The following is an 18893-nucleotide window of genomic DNA, read 5'->3' as shown; positions in this document are numbered from 1 at the left end:
CCCGGGGCGGGCATCGTCGTTCGTGGTGGTGCGGGTCAGCGTCGGCCGGAGCCGTCGCTGGTGCGGTGCCCCGACGCTTCGTCGTTCGGGTGCTGCGCGGCGTCGGCCCGCGGGGCCGGTGCGTCGTCGACCTTCTCGGCGGTCGCGTCGTCGGCGGCTGCGAGGTGCGCGTCGACGCTCCGGTTCGACTCGGCCAGTCGTGCGTCGAGGTCGGACTCGGGGACGATGTCCGCGGCGGTGGCGTCCGCACGCGGCATGGTCGTGTCGGCCGACCCGGCAGCGGCGGTGTTCGCCAGGCTCTCGTTCGCGAGCTTGGAGATGCGGGAGAGGAAGTCCCCGCCCGTACCGGCGCCGGCGACCGGGCCGCTGCCGCTCCGTCCGCCGGAGAAGCCCTTCGCGATGCCGGACAGTGCCTCGGTGAACTCGCTCGGGATCATCCAGAGCTTGTTCGCGGTGCCCTCGGCGATCTTCGGGAGCATCTGCAGGTACTGGTAGGAGAGCAGCTTGTCGTCCGGGTCACCGGTGTGGATGGCCTCGAAGACCGTGGCGATGGCAGAGGCTTCACCCTCGGCGCGGAGCACCTGGGCCTTGGCGTCACCCTCGGCCGCGAGGATGGCAGCCTGCCGCTGTCCCTCGGCCTCGAGGATCTGGGACTGCTTGGTGCCCTCGGCCTGCAGGATCGCGGCACGACGGCTCCGCTCGGCACGCAGCTGCTGCTCCATGGCGTCCTGGATGGACACGGGCGGCTCGATCGCCTTGAGCTCGACACGGCCGACGCGGATGCCCCACTTGCCGGTCGCTTCGTCGAGCACGACGCGGAGCTGACCGTTGATGTTGTCGCGGCTGGTCAGGGCCTCTTCGAGGTTGAGGCCACCGACGACGTTGCGGAGCGTGGTGGTGGTGAGCTGCTCGACGGCGCCGAGGTAGTTCGCGATCTCGTAGGTCGCCGCGCGGGCGTCGGTGACCTGGAAGTACACGACGGTGTCGATGGAGACCACGAGGTTGTCCTCGGTGATCACCGGCTGCGGCGGGAACGACACGACCTGCTCGCGCATGTCGAGCAGGGGCCGCAGGCGGTCGATGAACGGCACGAGCAGGTTCAGGCCCGGCGAGAGCGTCTTGTGGTACTTGCCGAGGCGTTCCACGATGCCCGCGGTGGCCTGCGGGACGATGCGGATCGCCTTGGCCAGGACGACGATCACGAAGATGACGACGACGAGGATCAGGACGAGCAGTGCGATCGTCCCGGGTGAGATGGTCACGAGGTGGCCCTTTCTGCGAGGCGCACGACCGCGGTCGACCCCTCGATCGACTCGACGACCACGGGGGTGCCGAGTGGCGGTGTGCGGTCGATGGCGCCCACGGCGAACCGTGCGCTCCAGGTCTCGCCGTTGGCCAGGCGGACCTGGCCGGGAGCAGATGATGTGAACGCGACGGCGACGGTGCCCGGGAGCCCGATGAGCCCCTCGATGTTCGTGCGGTGCGGGTCGGCGCCTCGACCGAGCATGAGCAGCAGGCGCGGTCGCACGAGCGACAGCAGCACGAGCGCGAGCACGGCGGAGATGATGGCCGACAGCCACCACGGGGCGCCGAGCAGCGCGGCGATCAACCCACCGGCGGCTCCGGCCGCGAGCATGATGAAGATGAAGTCGAGGGTGAAGATCTCGACCACTCCCAGCAGCAACACGAGTCCGATCCAGACGATGGTCTGGATCCAATCGATTCCGTTCACGCGATCTCCCTCCCTCGGTCGCGCGCCGTGGCTCGCAGCGTCGCGACGGCCGGTACAACTCCGTTCAACATATCAGGAGGGTCGGTCGGCCGTGCAGGCGATTGGTAGGCTCGGTGCGGCCGACCGGCCGGAACACGACCTGGAGAACACGACTGTGAGCAACCCCCTCGCCCCCGGATCCCTCACCGACACGCGCGCCGTCGTCACCGGCTCGTCGCGCGGCATCGGCGCCGACACCGTCGGGTACCTGGCCGAGGCCGGCGCCAAGGTCGTCGTGAACTACCGCAACAAGGCCAAGCGCGCCGAGCAGATCGCCGAGAAGGTCGTCGCCGCCGGCGGCTCCGCCCTGGCGATCGGCGCCGACCTGACCGACCACGAATCGGTGCAGGCCCTCGTCGACACCGTCGTGCAGGAGTGGGGCGGCATCGACCTGCTCGTCCTGAACGCCTCGGGCGGCATGGAGTCCGGCCTCGGCGAGGACTACGCACTCCGCCTGAACCGCGACGCGCAGGTCGACATGCTCCAGACCGCCGTGCCGCACATGCCCGCCGGGTCGCGCGTCGTGTTCGTGACGAGCCACCAGGCCCACTTCGTCGAGACCGCCGAGACGATGGACGAGTACGTCCCGGTCGCCAAGAGCAAGCGCGCCGGCGAGCTCGCCCTCCGTGAGCTCATCCCGCAGCTCGAGGCCGCGGGCATCGAGTTCGTCGTCGTCTCCGGCGACATGATCGAGGGCACGATCACCGCGACCCTGCTGAACCGCCTGAACCCCGGCGCGATCGAGGGCCGCCGGCAAGAGGTCGGCAAGCTCTACAGCGTGTCGGAGTTCGCCGCCGAGATCGCCCTCGCCGCGATCGAGCCGATCCCCGCCGACCACACCAAGCTCGTCGGCGACGTCAGCGGCTTCGTCGGCTAGCGTCGGGCGGGTGACTGCCACGCCCGGCCTGCGCCGAACCTCCCGCATCATCCTGCTCGACCCCGAGGGTCGCGTGTTCCTGATGGACACGAACTCCCCGTCGTCGGACGGCGCCCACCGGTGGATCACGCCGGGTGGCGGGGTCGACCCCGGTGAGGACCACCGCGACGCGGCGATCCGCGAGCTGCGCGAGGAGACCGGCATCGTCATCGACGACCCGGGCGAGCCGGTCTGGTCCTGGGACTTCACCGTCGAGTGGGACCTCGCCGACCACGACCGCGGCCACAGCGAGTTCTACGTCGTGCGCACACCGGGCTTCGAGCTGTCGGACGCCGAGTGGACCGACGACGAGCGGGTCGACATCCTCGCGTCGCGGTGGTGGACCGCCGACGAGCTCGACGCCACCGACGAACCGTACGAACCGGCGGAGCTGCCGGACCTGGTCCGCCGGTTCGCCGCGGCCTGACCGCTCCGGCCCGGCACGTGGAAGCGCGCAGGGGTGAGAAGGTGCGCACGGTGCTGACGGGAGGCGCGGTGCGGACCCGACCCGTGCCTCCCGTCCGGTGATCGGGTGCGTCCAACGCACGGTGCGGGGTTGCCTTGTCGGTGTCGGTACCCGCCGGTACGCTGATCGACATGCACACCAGTTCCGGTGACGACGCCGCACCGAGCCGGAGCGTGCACGCCGCCGACGGCCACGACCGCATCCGCGTGCGCGGTGCCCGCGCCAACAACCTGCAGGGGATCGACGTCGACCTGCCGAAGCGTCGACTCACGGTGTTCACCGGTGTGTCCGGGTCCGGCAAGAGCTCGCTCGTCTTCGGCACCGTCGCCGCCGAGTCGCAGCGGATGATCAACGAGACGTACAGCGCCTTCGTGCAGGGCTTCATGCCGTCGCTCGCACGACCCGACGTCGACCTGCTCGACGGCCTGACCACCGCGATCGTCGTCGACCAGGAACGCATCGGAGCCGACCCGCGGTCGACCGTCGGTACCGCCACCGATGCGAACGCGATGCTGCGGGTGCTCTTCAGCCGTCTGGGCGACCCGCACGTGGGTGGTCCGAACGCGTTCTCGTTCAACCTGGCGACGGTCACCGCCGGGGGAGCGATCACGGTGCAGAAGGGCAAGGACGCCAAGGCCGAGAAGGTCTCGTTCACCCGGCTCGGTGGCATGTGCGCCGATTGCGAGGGGCGCGGGCTCGTCAACGACATCGACCTGACGCAGCTGTTCGACGACTCGAAGGCGCTCGGCGACGGGGCGATCACGATCCCCGGCTACGGCACCGACGGGTGGAACGTCCGGATGTACGCGGAGTCCGGGTACTTCGACAAGGACACCCCGATCCGCGACTTCACCGAGCAGGAACGCGCCGACTTCCTCTACCGCGAGCCCACGAAGCAGAAGATCGCCGGCATCAACATGACGTACGAAGGGCTCGTCCCCCGGGTGCGCCGCTCGATGCTGCAGAAGGACCGCGAGGCGATGCAGCCGCACATCCGCGCCTTCGTCGACCGCGCGGTCACCTTCACGACGTGCCCGGCGTGCGGCGGCACCCGGCTGAACGACATCGCCCGCTCGTCGAGGATCAGCGGGAAGAGCATCGCCGACGTCTGCTCGATGCAGATCACCGACGTCGTCCCGTGGCTGCGTGCCATCGACGACCCCGGCGTCGCGCCGCTGCTCGACGGCCTCCGCGACCTGCTCGAGTCGTTCGTCGAGATCGGTCTCGGTTACCTCTCGCTCGACCGCCCGACCGGCACGCTGTCCGGGGGAGAGGGACAGCGGGTCAAGATGGTGAAGCACCTCGGGTCGTCCCTCAGCGACGTCACGTACGTCTTCGACGAGCCGAGCACCGGTCTGCACCCGCACGACATCGAGCGGATGAACGGCCTGCTGCTTCGCCTGCGCGACAAGGGGAACACCGTGCTCGTGGTCGAGCACAAGCCCGAGGTCATCGCGATCGCCGACCACGTCGTCGACCTCGGCCCGGGCGCCGGCTCCGGCGGCGGGACGCTCTGCTACCAGGGCCCGGTGCAGGGGCTCCGGGGGAGCGGGACCATCACGGGTCAGCACCTCGACGACCGCGTCTCGGTGAAGACCGCCGTCCGTCGGTCTGACGGGGCGATCGCGATCCGCGGTGCATCGGCGCACAACCTGGACGACGTCGACGTGGACGTCCCCACCGGGGTGCTCACCGTCGTGACGGGCGTCGCCGGGTCCGGCAAGAGCACGCTGATCCACGGGTCGCTCGCACATCGCGAGGGTGTCGTCGCCATCGACCAGAGCGGGATCCGCGGCTCCCGACGCAGCAACCCGGCGACCTACACCGGACTGCTCGAACCCATCCGCAAGGCGTTCGCGAAGGCCAACGGCGTGAAGCCCGCGTTGTTCAGCGCGAACTCCGAGGGCGCGTGCCCCGCGTGCAACGGCGCCGGCGTCGTCTACACCGACCTCGGGATGATGGCGGGCATCGCCACCCCGTGCGTGGAGTGCGACGGCAAACGGTTCGACCAGTCGGTGCTCGGCTACCAGCTCGGCGGCAAGGACATCAGCCAGGTCCTCGGCATGTCCGTCGCCGAGGCCGTGGTGTTCTTCGCCGACGGTCCCGCCGCGCTGCCGGCTGCGCACACGATCCTGGCGCGCCTGGCCGACGTCGGTCTCGGGTACCTGACCATCGGGCAGCCGCTCACGACGCTCTCCGGAGGGGAACGGCAGCGGCTGAAGCTCGCGACCCACCTCGGTGAGCCGGGTGGCATCGTCGTGCTCGACGAACCGACCACCGGACTGCACCTGGCGGACGTCGCCCAATTGCTCGGGCTGCTCGACCGTTTGGTGGACTCGGGCAAGACCGTCGTGGTGATCGAGCACCACCAGGCCGTCATGGCCCACGCCGACTGGATCATCGACCTCGGGCCCGGCGCGGGGCACGACGGCGGACGGATCGTGTTCGAGGGCACGCCCGCCGACCTCGTCGCCGCCCGCTCGACACTGACCGGCCAGCACTTGGCGGCCTACGTCGGCGCCTGAAGCAGGGGACAGGTTCGTGCAGGGAACCTGAACGTTGCCGGTGCGATTCGGATAGCGTTTGATCGACGCTCACGATCGGCTACCCGGCCTGGATCGGCGTCCTGATCGAAGGAGCTCTCATGTCCAACCCCGGCAACGCGCCCGCTCAGTCCAACACCTTCGGTGTCGTCTCCCTGGTGCTCGGCATCGTCGGCGTCGTCGGTGGCATCTTCATCGCCCTGATCGGCATCATCGCCGGCGTCATCGGGCTCGTGCTCGGCATCCTGGCGCGCAAGCGTGGTGGCAGCCGCGGCACCGTCCTCGCCGGCATCATCCTCTCCGTCGTCGCGATCGTCATCGGCATCGTCGGCTACATCCTGACGGCGGTCATCCTCACCCAGTCGTGAGGCCCGTCCGAGGGCGTACTCGTGACGTCCGCGGGCGTGCATCGTGAGCAGAAGAGGTCGAGTCCGCCATCGGAACTCGACCTTTTCTGCTCACTCGATCGGCATCGGCGGCGTACCGTCCGGCGCATGAGCTACAGCCAGCCAGACCCAGCCGAAGAGACCACCCAGAGCGAGGCGCCGGAACAGCCGGACACCGACCAGGAGAACCTGGAGGAACAGGGCGGCGAACCAGCAGCGCTCGAGATCGACGCCGACGACGTCCCGACGAAGCCAGTCGACTGACGTTCCTGACGTTCCTGACGTTCCGCCATCGAGTGAGCAGAAGAGGTCGAGTCCCACGTGTGGACTCGACCTTTTCTGCTCACCAAGCCCGTTCGGCGCCACTTCCGAGTGTGCGCCGATAATGCATATTATGTCAACTCAGGTCCGGACAGGGGCTTCCCGTGCGTGAACTCGTCCTCAAGATGTCGATGTCGTTGGACGGCTTCGTGGCCGCTCCCCGAGCCGAGTCGAACTGGATGTTCCGCGGCGGGAGTCCGGACTCGATGGCCTGGGTGCTCGACGTCGTCGCTGGTGCGGGCGTGCACGCGTTCGGTCGGAAAACCTTCGAGACCATCTCAGGTTTCTGGCCGACGGCACCCGGTCCAATCGCCGAACCGATGAACCGGATCCCCAAGGTCGTCTTCACCACGCAGCGCGAGTTCGATCCGCGAACGGTGGCAGTCCCCGACCCCGGCTCCCCCGCGGCGGCGACCTGGACCGGTGCGCGGGTTGCAGCCGGACTGCTCGAGGCCGAAGTGGCAGCGCTCAAGCAGGAGTTGGACGGGTACGTCCTCGCCCAGGGCGGAACGGGGTTCGGTCGCAGCCTCGTCCGGGCCGGCCTGGTCGACGAGTACCGGCTTGCCGTGCTTCCGGTGGTGCTCGGCTCCGGGGACGGTGTGTTCGCGAGGCTGCCGGACGAGCTCGACCTGCACCTGGTCAGTTCCGAGGCGTTCGCCGGCGGTGCGCTCGGGCTGGTGTACCGTCCGACGTCGCGGTGACCGCCGAGACGCCGACGGCGTCGCATGCGTAGCGTCGTCGCCATGACACTCACCGATGTCCAGATCGGCCGGAACCTCCGGGGCGTCCGCGAACGACTGGCCGGTTCCGATCCTGACGACCGGGCTCTCCGGATGCGGCTGAGCGGCTGGCACGGGGACGCCGCGACCGTCGACTCGGTCGAGGGCGGCGCTCGTCCACTGCTCCGGTCCGACGCCGACGACCTCGTGGGGATCCTCGGGTACTCGGACGGCTTCCTGACGGCCGAGACCGACGCTGAGCACGAGGCCGACATCACCGATCAGATGGTCCGTCGAGCCGAGGGGCACCTGCGACGGGCGACCGAGTGGTGGCAGGAGGTCGCCGACCGCTACCGGATGTCCGGGCTGACTCCCCCGATCGACATCGACACGGTCGTGGCAGAGGCGCACCGCGCCCACCGCGACCCCGACGCCGCACTGGGTGTCCCCCTGAGCGACGACCGCACGACGCACCTGGCGGACTGGGCAAACCGACCGGAGCGGCCCGTGCACCCCCTCGACACCATCGAGGCCGGTGCGGTGTGGACCGCCGAGCAGATCGCGAGGCAGCTCGACCACGACCTGCGCGAGGCATCGGACGCCGTCCGGTACGCCACCGTGCAGCTGCTCCGCGTCAGCGCGGACGGCTAGAAGACGGCGACGGTCATCCCGGTCGACGTGGCGGGACGGTCCATGGCCACGATCGCGCCCGGCAGGTCGTCGAAGCCGATGGTCCGGCCGATCGAGTCGTCCGGGCGCAGTCGCCCGATGACGACGTCGGCGAGCATTGCCGCGTACTCCCCCACTGAGATTCCGTGGCTCCCGAGGAGTTCGAGTTCATCGGCGATGACGCGACCCATCGGGATCACCGGCTCGGCCTCGTCGTCGAGCAGCAGGCCGACCTGCACGTGACGTCCCCGAGGGCGCAGGGATGCGACCGCTGCGACGGAGGTCGCTCGGCTGCCGAAGGCGTCGATCGAGACGTGCGCGCCGCCGTCGGTCCGAGCGCGGACCGCGGCGACTGCCCCTTCGTCCATCGGCACCGTGATGGCACCGAGAGCCGCCGCGCGTTCGAGTGCGGCGGACGAGACGTCGACCGCGATCACCTGGGCGCCCGCCGCGACCGCGACGATGATCGTCGACAGGCCGACGCCGCCGCAGCCGAACACGACCACCCACTCCCCCGCCGCGACCCGACCTCGGGCGTGCAGGGCGTGGTACGCCGTCCCGAACCGGCACCCGAGTGCCGCGGCTTCGGCGAACCCCACGGCGTCCGGGAGTGCGACCACGTTGACGTCGGCGTGCGGGATGACGACCGACTCGGCGTAGGAGCCGGGCAGCGTGAACCCGGGTTGCTGCTGTCGCGTGCACACCTGGGTGGCGCCGTCGACGCACTCCGGGCACGTCCCGCAAGCGAACACGAAGGGTGCGGTCACGCGGTCGCCGACCGACACCCGGGTCACCGAGTCCCCGACGGCCGTGACGACACCGGCGAACTCGTGCCCGGGGACGTGCGGCAGTGCGACGGAGTCGTCGTGCCCCTTCCAGGCGTGCCAGTCACTGCGGCACAACCCGGTCGCTGCGACCCGGACGACGACACCGTGGTCCGGTGCCACCGGATCGGGCAGGGCGACGATCGACGGGGCGGATCCGAACTGGTCGTACTGGACTGCGCGCATCCGACCATCGTCGCAGACGGCGTCGAAGAACGACGGTGACGGAGGCGTCAGCGCCGGTGCCCCTGGTTCCGATTCGTCCCGAGCATCGCGGCCCCGAGCGCCAGCAGCAGCAGGGCACCACCGAGGATGAGCGGCATACCTGAGGTGCCGGTGAAGGCGAGCTCCTGGCCGCCTCCGGGTGCACCGGCCGGGGGTGCGACCGTCGGACTGGTCGTCGGGCCGGTCGGCGTCGTCGTCCCGGTCGTCAGACCGGAGCTCGGGCCCGGAGCCGGAACCGGGCGGGTGCCGGGGTCGGGCCCAGGGGCCGGCGGCGCATCGCCCGGCAGCACCCCGGCATCGATGGTGCGGTTCCGGGTGATGGACTCCTTCGCGCCTTCGTCGGTGCGTTCCCATGCGATCGAGACCCCGGACGTCTCGCCGTCCTGGCCGGCGTCCGAGTCGACGGCGCGATCAGTTCCGACGTGTTCCTTCGTGAACCGCCGGCCGTCCGGAGCTGCGAAGTCCACGACGTAGTTCCCCGGGCGGAGCCCGTCGAAGTGGTACTCGCCGTCAGCACCGGATTCGGTCTCGCGTTCGACGTCGGCACCCCGGTCGTCCGTGCCGGACAGACGAACCGGAACGCCGTCGACTCCCGCCTCGTCGGCATCCTGGAGACCGTCGCGGTTGCTGTCCGTCCAGACCCGGTCCCCGATGCTGCCGGCGACCAGCCGAACGGTGGCGCGGTTCGACAGCGCGGTGAGCTCGAGGTTCGAGGCGCGGAGCCCGAAGCGGTTCGTGTACGTGTCGCCGTCACGCTCCCCGCGAGTGCGCAGCGCGAGGTGGTGTCGGACCGACTGACCCGGGGCGACTTCGTCGGTTCGTTCGATCCGGACGGCGGTCACGTCGGCGAGTTCCGCGGACCCACACGCGGCGTCTCCGAGGTCCTCCGCCGCGCACCAGACGGTGCTCCCGCCTGGCTGGTTGGACGCGGCCGTCCCGTCGAGCGCGATCGAAGCCGGATCGGTCGTGGTGTAGCGCACGGTCTCACGGGCACCAGGCGCGGTGTCGACGCGATCCGCCAGCGAGACCGTCCCGTGGAAGGCCGATCCCTGCGGGTCGCCGTGGTGCGGCAGGACGTCGATGACGTCGAGGCCGCTGATGCCCCGGGCATCGCGGTTCGTGTAGGTCAGGTCCCACTCGAGCTGGTCCCCCGTCGCGACGACGGGTTCGGTCGCCACCTTCTCCACACCGACACCGGCCGCGGCGACGACCTGCACCGCTCGTTGGGTGTCGCGGCGGAACGACTCGGAGTTGTCCGTCGGCGACACGATGGTCGCGTAGTTCTGCACCGGCCCGGCGGGCGCGAGTCTCGACACCTGCACCTCGTAGGTGATCGGCGTGATCTTCGTGTTCGGCTGCACGTCGTCGAGTGTCCAGGTGAGGCGCTGGCGGAGGTTGCCGGCACTGTCCGTGATGGTGTCGATCTCAGCCGGACGGGATGCGCTCTCGGGGAGGTAGTCGGTGTGCATCGGCAGGACATCGCGCACCGTCACGGTGGTCGGCTGCCCATCGGAATGGCCGTTGGTGAGGGTCGGGTAGAGGGCGTACTCGAGGGTGCTCCCGGAGACGACGAAGCTCGTCTTGTCCGGTGTGTCGTCTGCGGTCGAGCCTGGATCGACGATCTTCTTCCCGATGCGCGCCAGGTTCTCCGTGACCAGGACGCTGTCCGCCATCGCTCCGGCACCGTTCTCCGGACGGGTCGTGTCGTGGGTCCAGGTGTCGGTGTGGTCGCCGAACAGCGCGTGGCCGAAGTCGTGGGCGCGGGTACCCGACGGCACGGACGCCACCGCGACGTACGTGTGCAGCACCGCAGTCGCCCCACCGGCGACGTCGCCGACCGCGCGCACGGCGCCGACGGCGGTACGACCACCGGGCACGTCATCCGGACTGACGAACCACGGGCCGTCGTCGGCGCCGCACGTGTGCTGCTGCCCGGACGCGGGGCTCGTCATGTCGTAGGCCGCGTACTCGACCCTCGATCCACTCAGCCCGCTGGTCCACGCGGTGGCCCCGGGGGTGCCACCGCTGGTGAGGTGCTGAGTCCCGCGGTCGAACGTGTCGCAGACGATCGTGCCGACGTACCGGCTGAACCCGTCGTTGTGGACGGTGACGTCGCTGCGCAGGACCTGCCCGTGCGTCACCCACGGATCGCCCGCGCGGGCGGACCCCTCGACCACCGTGCCGGCGCGGTCGATCACGCGCCAGAGTCGTTTGCCGGCGGTGCCGGATCCACGACCCACCAGGTTGCGCGACGTGGAGTTGTCGGCGAGCGGTTCCTCGCGGCCGGGGTAGTTCTGGCCGCCGCTCGCCGAGGTGGTCTGCAGGGCCGAGTACCGGTTGACCGACAGGACGGAGTTGCCGTCTGGTGGGTAGGGCAGCCACAGGCTCAGGTAGCCCGACACGAAGTACGCCCTGGTGCCGCCGGTGACCGGGCCACCGTTGAGGGACTGCGTCGGGATGCGGTCCGGATCCGTGACCGTGTCCGTGATCGTGACATCGACGTCCGCACCGGGCGCGGACTGCTCGCAGTCGATCGCCCCCGAGTCGACCACGTTGCGCGCTCCGCCGCCGCGTCCGCCCGGGAGACCGTCGAACCGCCAGCCGTTCGCCGCGTTCACCCCACAGGCGGGCGCTGTCCCGTTCCAGAGCACCGCGGTCTGCGGCAAGTCGCCGAGGATCTCGGAGAGGTCGTCGGTGAAGGTCATCGGCCCGGCGCTCGACTCGAAGCCGAGCAGGCCCTGTCCGGCGATGACGGGCTCCCAGTTGACCGCGATCGGGTAGACGAGACGCAGGCCTGGCTCGCCGTCGGGACCGGCGAAGTCGGGGGTGAGTGACGAACGGACGACGTCCTTGCTGAGGTTGTAGCGCGCGGCCGCCGAGACCGTCACGGTCGGCGCGTCTGCCGTCACGACGCCGTTGTCCGCGTTGTCCGCTGTGGCCTCGGCCGTCACGTCGATCGCGTCGCCGTGACGCATGCTGCCGGAGACGTCGAGCACCACGGGGACCTCGACGAGGTGGCCCTCGTCCAGGTCACCGACCGAGCAGGTGAGGCGCTGGCCGTCGATGCGCGACGCCGCCCCGGTGCACGGCTTCGGCAGCCCGGCCCAGGTCGTGCCGGTCGGAGCGCTGACGACGAACCGTTGGTTGACGCTGCCGCCGTCGTTCACGCTCATCTCGACGCTGTAGGTGATCGCGTCGAGTGTCCGCACGATGCCGTTCATCGGGCTCGAGTCGCCACCGGGTCGGTCGTCCGGGCTGAACGGGCCGTTCCCGTCCTTCGTGACCTTCACGGCGAGACCGACGATCCCGGCCGGACCGACGGACGCGGTCGGGCCGATTGCTCCCCTGACTGCGGTGGTCGCGCTCGCCGGGGCGACGGCAGCGAGCGGGAGCGTCATCGACAACGCCGTGGCGACTGCTGCTCGGATCGGGAAGCGTGTTCGCATGGGGACTCCTCGGGCGGACGGGTGCACGTTGCACCGGTTGTCCAGGAGTGTAGGAATTCATCTGACACGATGCAATAGATATTTCGCATTGCAGCTCACGGCTACCGCTGCGATGGGCCGACCTGCGGTCCACCGCCTGCGGATCGGCCGTCGCCCGTCGCTCACGGCTCCGGTTGACTGAGACGATGACCGCACTGCACTTCTCCGCCGACCCCGCCGACCTCGACGTCGACCGCGTGCACCGCTGGCTCAGCGAGCAGTCGTACTGGGCGCGGGGTCGCAGTCGTGCCACCCAGGACGCGGTCATCGCCGGGTCCCGCAACTTCGGCGTCTACGACACCGCGACGGGCGCGCAGCTCGGGTACGCCCGGGTGATCACCGACGGGGTGACGTTCGGCTGGTTGGCCGACGTGTTCGTCGATCCGGACGCTCGTGGCCGTGGCGTCGGCGTCGCCCTCGTGCAGGGCGTGACCGAGGCGATCGAGCCACTCGGGTTGAAGCGGTTCGCCCTGTTCACCGCCGACGCGCAGGGCCTGTACGAGCGGTTCGGGTTCCGTCCGCTCCCCGACCCGGAGGGCTGGATGATGCGCCCTGGGCCGGGGTTCGGTGCCGATGTGCACGACTGAAACGGATACCGCGAACGTCCGCGCCCGGCGAGCGTCAGTACTCGATGCGGCCGTCCCGGTTGTGGAACTCCCCCGTGGGCCCGTCCGGCCCGACCGTGGCGAGCGCGACGGTCGCGTCGGTGCCCTCGGTGATCGTCTGGTGTCCACCGAAGCCGTTGAACTCCGTGGCGGTGTACCCGGGGTCGCTGACGTTGACGCGGAACCCGGGCAGGTTCTTCGCGTACTGCACGGTCAGCGCGATCACCGCGGCCTTCGACGCGGCGTAGGGCACAGCCGGCACCGGGTACTCGTCGTGGCCCGGGGTCGTCAACCACCTGGCGAACCCCACGCCCGAGGCGACGTTCACGATCACGGGGTGGTCGGATGCCCGCAGGAGCGGGAGCGCCGCCTGCGTGACCCGGACGATGCCCGTCACGTTGGTGTCGAGCACGGTGGCCATCGCGGCGGCGTCGAGGTCGTCGACCCCGAACGACGTCCCGAGGATGCCGGCGTTGTTCACGAGCACGTCGAGGGCGGGGATGGTCGCGATCGCGGCGTCGATGCTGTCCTGGTCGGTCACGTCGAGCTGGACCACCTGGGCGCCGAGGGCACGCGCCTCGTCGCCCGTGGCGGGGTCGCGCATGCCGGCGTACACGGTGTGGCCCGCGTCGACCAGGCGGCGGACGGTCTCGAGCCCGAGGCTGCGGTTGGCTCCGGTGATGAGTGTCGTTGTCATGCCCCCACTCTCCGCCCGAGCGGCTGACTTCCCCAGGCACCGTGCGACGGTGGGACCACCAGTACCAGGAAGGACAGGAGGCGCGGGGCGAGGATGGTGGACATGAGCGAGTTCGCGAGTGTGTTGCGTTCCTGGCGCGACCGCGTCCGTCCCGAAGAGGTCGGCCTGCCGGCCGGGCCCGGCCGACGGACCCCCGGTCTCCGACGCGAGGAGCTCGCCGCGCTCGCCGGGGTGAGCGTCGACTACGTCGTCCGCCTCGAGCAGGGCCGCGCGCTGAACCCCTCACCCCAGCTGCTCGGCGCCCTCGCCACCGCGCTCCGGCTCACCGCGGCCGAGCGCGACCACCTGTGCCGGGTCGCCGGCGTCGCTCCCCCGTCGTTCCAGGTCGTCCCGCGGCACATCACCCCCGGGGTGCAGCGGCTCGTCGACCGGCTCGGCGACGTCCCGATCGCGGTGTTCACGGCGACGCACGACATCGTGCTGTGGAACGACCTGTGGGCTGCGCTGAACGGAGACCCCTCGCGCGCGGTCGGGATCGAGCGCAACCTGGTGTGGCGGCACTTCATGCACGCACACGACGGCGTCGAGTGGGACGACGAGCACCAGGAGGAGTTCTCGAGCGACCTCGCGGCGGACCTCCGTCAGGCGTCCGGCCGCTACCCCGCCGACCGCGATCTGGCCGAGCTCGTCGCGCGGCTCCGCCGGGAGTCGCCCGAATTCGAACGTCGCTGGGACACCGGGCGCATCGCCGAGCACCGGGCCAGCCGCAAGCAGGTGCACACGCCCGTCGGGCCCATCGAGATCGACTGCGACGTGCTGACGGTGCCGGGCGGCGACCTGCGGATCGTCGTCTACACCGCGGTCCCCGGCACCGAGGACGCCGCGAAGCTCGACCTGCTTCGGGTCACCGGCCTCCAGCAGTTCACGACGGCGCCGTGAAGACCGCCGGCGCGTGCTCGGTGGTCCGGAGCTCGGCCGTGGATCACCGGTCGATCGGTACGAGCCGCGATGGGTTGATGCGGACTTGCTTGCGCAGCTCCCTTCGGTGCCGGACGCAGCGATGCGCGCGGCGACTCTGGTCTTCGGAGAGCGGTCATCGCCGATCCTGATCCGGACGGTCTCTACTGTGGTGTGATGCGCTCGCTCGTCAAGCTCGATGACTGGTCACCGTCCGACGTCCATGCGGTCTTCGACCTGGCTGACGCGTTCCGCACGGGGCGAGGGCCCGCGACGGCAGGCGCGGCGGTCATGTTCTTCCCGCCGACGAGCCTGCGCACCAGGGTCACCTTCGAGCGGGGCGCCTCGCTCATGGGACTCGAACCGATCGTGTTCCCGGACACGACACTCGACAAGCCGGAGGCCCTGGCAGACGTCGCCCGGTACCTCGACAACTGGGTCGACATCGTCGTGGTGCGCCATCGTGACCTCGCCGTGGTCGAAGCGTTGGCCGCGGCGCATGCGTTGCCCGTCGTGAACGCCATGACGGACGAGAACCACCCGTGCGAGGTGCTGTCCGACCTGCATGCCCTGCAGCAGCGGGGGGACATCGAGTCACTCCGCTACCTCTTCGTGGGCGCAGACGGCAACATCGCCAGGGCGTGGCAGGAAGCTGCTCGCGTCCTGCAGCTCGACCTGGTCCAGTGCTGCCCGAGTGACCTCGCAACCCCGGGCGCTGCGTGGACCGACGACCTCGAGGCGGCTATTCGATCAGCGGATGTGATCCTCACCGACGGTCCCGGTGCACACGCGGCGGCCCTCGAGCCGTACCGGATCACAGCGGCGCTCCTGGACCTCGCGCCCGCGGGAGTCCGCTGCAACCCGTGCCCGCCGTTCGTGCGTGGCCGCGAGGTCAGCGCAGAGGCTGTGGAACACGCCGCGTTCGTCGGACACGACTTCAAGGCCGGACTGCTCCCGGTGCAGCAAGCCGTCATGGCGTTCTGCCTCGGCCTCGACTGACGAGCGTGCCGTGCGCGGGGCGATCGACCGACGCAGGAGCCGTCCTCAGACCGAGGACGCGCTCGGGCGCAGGGCTTCCTCATCCGCCGCGACGTCCTTCTGCACGGCGAACTGGGTCCGGTGCAACTCCTCGTGCCGTCCGCCCACGGCCAGCAGTTCGTCGTGGGTCCCACGCTCGACGATCGAGCCGTCCTCGACCACGAGGATCAGGTCCGCGCTGCGGATGGTCGACAGCCGGTGGGCGATCACCATCGCCGTCCGCCCCTCGAGTGCCTCGCTGAGCGCAGCCTGCACCGCGGCCTCGGACGTCGAGTCCAGCGCCGCGGTGGCCTCGTCGAGGATGACGACGCGCGGCTGGGCGAGCAAGAGCCTGGCGATGGTCATCCGTTGGCGCTCGCCGCCGGACAGCCGGTAGCCGCGCTCCCCGACCATGGTGTCCAGCTGGTCCGGCAGGGAGCGGATGAGCGGTTCGAGGCGCGCGCGCCGGACAGCGTCCCACACCTCGTCCTCGGTCGCCTCGGGCCGCGCGAGGCGCAGGTTGGAGCGGATGGTCTCGTGGAAGAGGTGACCGTCCTGCGTCACCATCCCCATGGTGTGTCGCATGGAGGCGAACGTGACGTCGCGGACGTCTGATCCCGCCAGGCGGACGGCGCCGCTGTCGACGTCGTACAGGCGGGAGAGCAGTTGCGCGATCGTGGACTTGCCGGCTCCGGAGGTGCCGACGAGGGCGACGGTCTGCCCCGGCTCGATCCGGAACGAGACGCCGTGCAACACCTCGTCACCGCCGCGGGTGTCCAGCGTGGAGACCTCCTCGAGCGAGGCGAGGGACACCTTGTCCGCAGCGGGGTAGGCGAAGCGGACGTCGTCGAACTCGACCGCCACCGGGCCGTCGGGGACGGTGCCGGCGTCGGGCTTCTCCTGGATGAGCGGTTCGAGGTCGAGGACCTCGAAGACGCGCTCGAAGCTGACCACCGCGCTCATGATCTCCACCCGGGCGTTCGCGAGGCTGGTCAGCGGCGCGTACAGGCGGGTGAGCAGGAGGGCCAGCGTCACCACGTCGCCCGTGTTCAGCTGGCCACCGAGTGCGAGGGCGCCGCCGACCCCGTAGACGAGCGCGAGCGCGAGGGCGGAGACCAGGGTGAGGGCGGTGACGAAGACGAACTGCAGCAGGGCACTCCGCACCCCGATGTCGCGGACACGGGCGGCGCGCACCCGGAACTCCTCGGCCTCCTCGTCGGGCCGGCCGAACAGCTTCACGAGGGTGGCGCCGGGCGCGGAGAAGCGCTCGGTCATTTGCGTGCTCATGGCGGCGTTGTGGTCGGCGGCCTCGCGACGCAGCGCGGCGAGCCGGCTGCCCATGCGCCGCGCGGGGACGAGGAAGACCGGGAGCATCACGATCGCCAGGACCGTCACGAGCCAGGACGTGCTGAGCATGACGGTCAGGGTGAGGATCAGCGCCACGAGGTTCGTGACCACGCCGGACAGCGTGCCGCTGAAGGCCTGCTGCGCACCGATCACGTCGTTGTTGAGGCGGCTGACGAGGGCGCCCGTCCGTGTGCGGGTGAAGAAGGCGATCGGCATCTTCTGCACGTGGTTGAAGACGGCGGTCCGGAGGTCCAGGATCACGCCTTCGCCGATGCGTGCCGAGAACCAGCGCGTCGCGAGCGACACGCCTGCGTCGCCCACGGCGACCAGGGCGATGACGACCGCGAGCCAGATGATCGTGCTGAGCGCGCCACGGGCGACGATGACGTCGACCACCCGGCCGGCGAGCACCGGTGTCGCGACCGCGAGGACGGCGCCCACGACGGAGAGCGCGATGAAGACCACCAGCTTGGCCCGGTAGGGCACGGCGAACGTCATGATCCGCCGCACGGACTCGCGTGAGATGCCGTGCTTGCCGTCCTTGGCGGTGGAGATCTTGTAGAGCGAGCTCCAGGCCACGCCTTCCATGCTCATTGCAGTTCCTTCCGTGGGCGACACCCCCGACTGCGGCGGCGACGAGCAGGCAGTCAGGATACGTCGGTCCCCGCGCCCCTCAGACCGCGGTGAACACCAACGAGGCGTTCTGCCCGCCGAACCCGAACGAGTTGCCCAGCGCCGCACGCATGGTCGCGGTCCGAGCGGTCCCCACCACCACGTCCAGGTCGATCGACGGGTCCTGGTGCTGCAGGTTCAGCGTCGGCGGCACGACCCCGGTCTCGAGCGCCCGGACCGTCAGGATCGCCTCGACCGCTCCCGCAGCACCGAACATGTGCCCGATGGCGCTCTTCGGCGCGGTGACGAGGGCACCGGTCCCGACCGCCCGACCGATCGCCGCTGCCTCACCGACGTCCCCGACCGGGGTCCCGGTCGCGTGCGCGTTGACGTGGTCGATGTCCGCACCGGTGAGCCCGGCCATCCGGATCGCCGCCGTCATCGCGCGCTCCTGTTCGCTGCCGTCCCCGAGCGGGGCGGTGATGTGGAAGGCGTCAGAGGTGATGCCCCACCCAGCGAGCGTGCCGTGCGACCGCTGTGCGCGGGCGGCGGCGTGCGCGGCCCGTTCCAGGACGACGAACCCGGCACCCTCGCCGAGGACGAACCCGCGGCGGTCGGCGTCGAACGGCCGCGACAGTGTGGTGGGGTCGTCGCCGTCGGGCTTCGCGAGGGCCTGGGACTGCGCGAACGAGGCCATGGTGACCGGGGTGACCGCTGCTTCGGTGCCGCCCGCGATGACGACGTCGGCCTCCCCCGTGACGATGAGCCGCGCGGCCGTCGCGATCGCCTCGGCACCGGACGCGCACGCCGAGACGGTCGTGTACGCACCGGCGCGGGCGCCGTACTCGATGCTGATCTGCGCCGCGGCCCCGTTGGCCATGAGCATCGGGACGGTCCGGGGTGACACCCGACGCGCGCCCGACGCACCGAGCACGTCGTGCGCGTCGAGCAGCGTCTCCACTCCCCCGATGCCGGTCCCGACGACGACGGCCAGGCGGTCGCCCGCGACGGCAGGCGCGCCGGCGTCGGCCCAGGCCTCGCCGGCGGCGACGAGCGCGAGCTGCTGGCTGCGGTCGAGGCGGTTCGCCCGGACGCGACCGAGTGCGGACTCGGCGTCGAGTGCTGCGTCGGCACCTACCATGATCGGCACCCGTTCCCAGAGCTGCCCGTCGCGGTGCAGCTCGTGCACACCGGAGCGTCCCGCGACCAGGGCGTCCCACAGCGGCGCGACGCCGTGGCCGAACGGGGAGACCGCGCCGTAGCCGGTGATGGAGATGTCCACGAGTGCTCCTTCTTGTACGTTGAACAAGTCGAGTTGTACCACGTACAATTC

The 18893-nt window shown here is 70.5% G+C and carries 17 protein-coding genes; 10 read left to right on the top strand and 7 right to left on the bottom strand.

The window, feature by feature from the left end; all coding sequences use genetic code 11:
* Window positions 1-35: 35 nt before the first annotated feature.
* Complete coding sequence (locus DEJ14_RS09845) at window positions 36-1262, bottom strand: SPFH domain-containing protein (RefSeq protein ID WP_111084007.1); 1227 nt, start codon at window positions 1260-1262, stop codon at window positions 36-38.
* Entirely contained in the window at window positions 1259-1732 is a 474-nt protein-coding gene (locus tag DEJ14_RS09840; protein ID WP_235035827.1) for an NfeD family protein, read from the bottom strand. The genes DEJ14_RS09845 and DEJ14_RS09840 overlap by 4 nt, the downstream gene beginning before the upstream one ends.
* Window positions 1733-1886: 154 nt before the next feature.
* Between DEJ14_RS09840 and DEJ14_RS09835 the strand changes: the two genes are divergently transcribed.
* From DEJ14_RS09835 to DEJ14_RS09805, 7 genes are all read left to right on the top strand, one after another.
* Window positions 1887-2648, top strand: coding sequence for an SDR family oxidoreductase (locus DEJ14_RS09835; protein ID WP_111084008.1), 762 nt, complete (start codon window positions 1887-1889; stop codon window positions 2646-2648).
* A gap of 10 nt (window positions 2649-2658) precedes the next feature.
* Window positions 2659-3114 carry an NUDIX hydrolase gene (locus tag DEJ14_RS09830; RefSeq protein ID WP_111084009.1) on the top strand — a complete coding sequence of 152 codons (456 nt, stop codon included), beginning with the start codon at window positions 2659-2661 and terminating at the stop codon, window positions 3112-3114.
* Between the two features lie 170 nt (window positions 3115-3284).
* Window positions 3285-5678: an ATP-binding cassette domain-containing protein gene (locus DEJ14_RS09825; RefSeq protein ID WP_111084176.1), complete on the top strand. Its 2394-nt coding sequence runs from the start codon at window positions 3285-3287 to the stop codon at window positions 5676-5678.
* A 119-nt stretch (window positions 5679-5797) separates the two neighbouring features.
* Entirely contained in the window at window positions 5798-6064 is a 267-nt protein-coding gene (locus DEJ14_RS09820) for a M48 family metalloprotease (protein ID WP_111084010.1), read from the top strand.
* A gap of 126 nt (window positions 6065-6190) precedes the next feature.
* On the top strand, window positions 6191-6346 hold the full coding sequence (locus DEJ14_RS09815) for a hypothetical protein (RefSeq protein WP_181437397.1): 156 nt from the start codon (window positions 6191-6193) through the stop codon (window positions 6344-6346).
* 161 nt (window positions 6347-6507) lie between these two features.
* The gene (locus DEJ14_RS09810; protein WP_111084011.1) at window positions 6508-7104 is read left to right on the top strand and encodes a dihydrofolate reductase family protein; all 597 of its coding nucleotides are present in this window, start codon (window positions 6508-6510) and stop codon (window positions 7102-7104) included.
* A gap of 42 nt (window positions 7105-7146) precedes the next feature.
* A complete protein-coding gene (locus DEJ14_RS09805) occupies window positions 7147-7773 on the top strand; it encodes a hypothetical protein (protein WP_146249675.1) in 627 nt (208 codons plus the stop codon).
* Here DEJ14_RS09805 and DEJ14_RS09800 read toward each other — a convergent pair.
* On the bottom strand, window positions 7770-8801 hold the full coding sequence (locus DEJ14_RS09800; protein ID WP_111084013.1) for an alcohol dehydrogenase catalytic domain-containing protein: 1032 nt from the start codon (window positions 8799-8801) through the stop codon (window positions 7770-7772). The genes DEJ14_RS09805 and DEJ14_RS09800 overlap by 4 nt on opposite strands.
* A gap of 47 nt (window positions 8802-8848) precedes the next feature.
* Entirely contained in the window at window positions 8849-12286 is a 3438-nt protein-coding gene (locus tag DEJ14_RS09795; RefSeq protein ID WP_146249676.1) for an SdrD B-like domain-containing protein, read from the bottom strand.
* Between the two features lie 185 nt (window positions 12287-12471).
* Between DEJ14_RS09795 and DEJ14_RS09790 the strand changes: the two genes are divergently transcribed.
* Window positions 12472-12912 carry a GNAT family N-acetyltransferase gene (locus tag DEJ14_RS09790; RefSeq protein ID WP_111084015.1) on the top strand — a complete coding sequence of 147 codons (441 nt, stop codon included), beginning with the start codon at window positions 12472-12474 and terminating at the stop codon, window positions 12910-12912.
* Between the two features lie 34 nt (window positions 12913-12946).
* On the opposite strand, the gene DEJ14_RS09785 is transcribed toward DEJ14_RS09790, so the two are convergent.
* Window positions 12947-13627 (bottom strand): SDR family NAD(P)-dependent oxidoreductase, encoded by a 681-nt coding sequence (locus DEJ14_RS09785; RefSeq protein WP_111084016.1) that lies wholly within the window; start codon window positions 13625-13627, stop codon window positions 12947-12949.
* Between the two features lie 102 nt (window positions 13628-13729).
* Between DEJ14_RS09785 and DEJ14_RS09780 the strand changes: the two genes are divergently transcribed.
* Window positions 13730-14566, top strand: a complete 837-nt coding sequence (locus DEJ14_RS09780) for a helix-turn-helix domain-containing protein (RefSeq protein WP_111084177.1) — start codon at window positions 13730-13732, stop codon at window positions 14564-14566.
* 195 nt (window positions 14567-14761) lie between these two features.
* Window positions 14762-15583 (top strand): ornithine carbamoyltransferase, encoded by an 822-nt coding sequence (locus DEJ14_RS09775; protein WP_111084017.1) that lies wholly within the window; start codon window positions 14762-14764, stop codon window positions 15581-15583.
* A 45-nt stretch (window positions 15584-15628) separates the two neighbouring features.
* Here the strand turns inward: DEJ14_RS09775 and DEJ14_RS09770 are convergent, their stop codons facing one another.
* Both DEJ14_RS09770 and DEJ14_RS09765 read right to left on the bottom strand, forming a co-directional pair.
* On the bottom strand, window positions 15629-17542 hold the full coding sequence (locus DEJ14_RS09770; protein ID WP_111084018.1) for an ABC transporter ATP-binding protein: 1914 nt from the start codon (window positions 17540-17542) through the stop codon (window positions 15629-15631).
* A 79-nt stretch (window positions 17543-17621) separates the two neighbouring features.
* Window positions 17622-18842, bottom strand: coding sequence for a beta-ketoacyl-[acyl-carrier-protein] synthase family protein (locus DEJ14_RS09765; RefSeq protein ID WP_111084019.1), 1221 nt, complete (start codon window positions 18840-18842; stop codon window positions 17622-17624).
* Between the last annotated feature and the right edge of the window lie 51 nt (window positions 18843-18893).

The sequence above is a fragment of the Curtobacterium sp. MCJR17_020 genome (assembly GCF_003234365.2).
Lineage (GTDB): Bacteria > Actinomycetota > Actinomycetes > Actinomycetales > Microbacteriaceae > Curtobacterium.
The sequence above is the reverse complement of the archived record's forward strand: the minus strand, read 5'-3'. Positions and strand labels throughout refer to the sequence as shown.

Coding starts and splice junctions, on each gene's coding strand:
- DEJ14_RS09790 (WP_111084015.1), top strand. CDS start 12,472: ATGACCGCACTGCACTTCTCCGCCGACCCCGCCGACCTCGACGTCGAC.
- DEJ14_RS09825 (WP_111084176.1), top strand. CDS start 3,285: ATGCACACCAGTTCCGGTGACGACGCCGCACCGAGCCGGAGCGTGCAC.
- DEJ14_RS09800 (WP_111084013.1), bottom strand. CDS start 8,801: ATGCGCGCAGTCCAGTACGACCAGTTCGGATCCGCCCCGTCGATCGTC.
- DEJ14_RS09780 (WP_111084177.1), top strand. CDS start 13,730: ATGAGCGAGTTCGCGAGTGTGTTGCGTTCCTGGCGCGACCGCGTCCGT.
- DEJ14_RS09795 (WP_146249676.1), bottom strand. CDS start 12,286: ATGCGAACACGCTTCCCGATCCGAGCAGCAGTCGCCACGGCGTTGTCG.
- DEJ14_RS09785 (WP_111084016.1), bottom strand. CDS start 13,627: ATGACAACGACACTCATCACCGGAGCCAACCGCAGCCTCGGGCTCGAG.
- DEJ14_RS09805 (WP_146249675.1), top strand. CDS start 7,147: ATGACACTCACCGATGTCCAGATCGGCCGGAACCTCCGGGGCGTCCGC.
- DEJ14_RS09775 (WP_111084017.1), top strand. CDS start 14,762: ATGCGCTCGCTCGTCAAGCTCGATGACTGGTCACCGTCCGACGTCCAT.
- DEJ14_RS09770 (WP_111084018.1), bottom strand. CDS start 17,542: ATGAGCATGGAAGGCGTGGCCTGGAGCTCGCTCTACAAGATCTCCACC.
- DEJ14_RS09820 (WP_111084010.1), top strand. CDS start 5,798: ATGTCCAACCCCGGCAACGCGCCCGCTCAGTCCAACACCTTCGGTGTC.
- DEJ14_RS09815 (WP_181437397.1), top strand. CDS start 6,191: ATGAGCTACAGCCAGCCAGACCCAGCCGAAGAGACCACCCAGAGCGAG.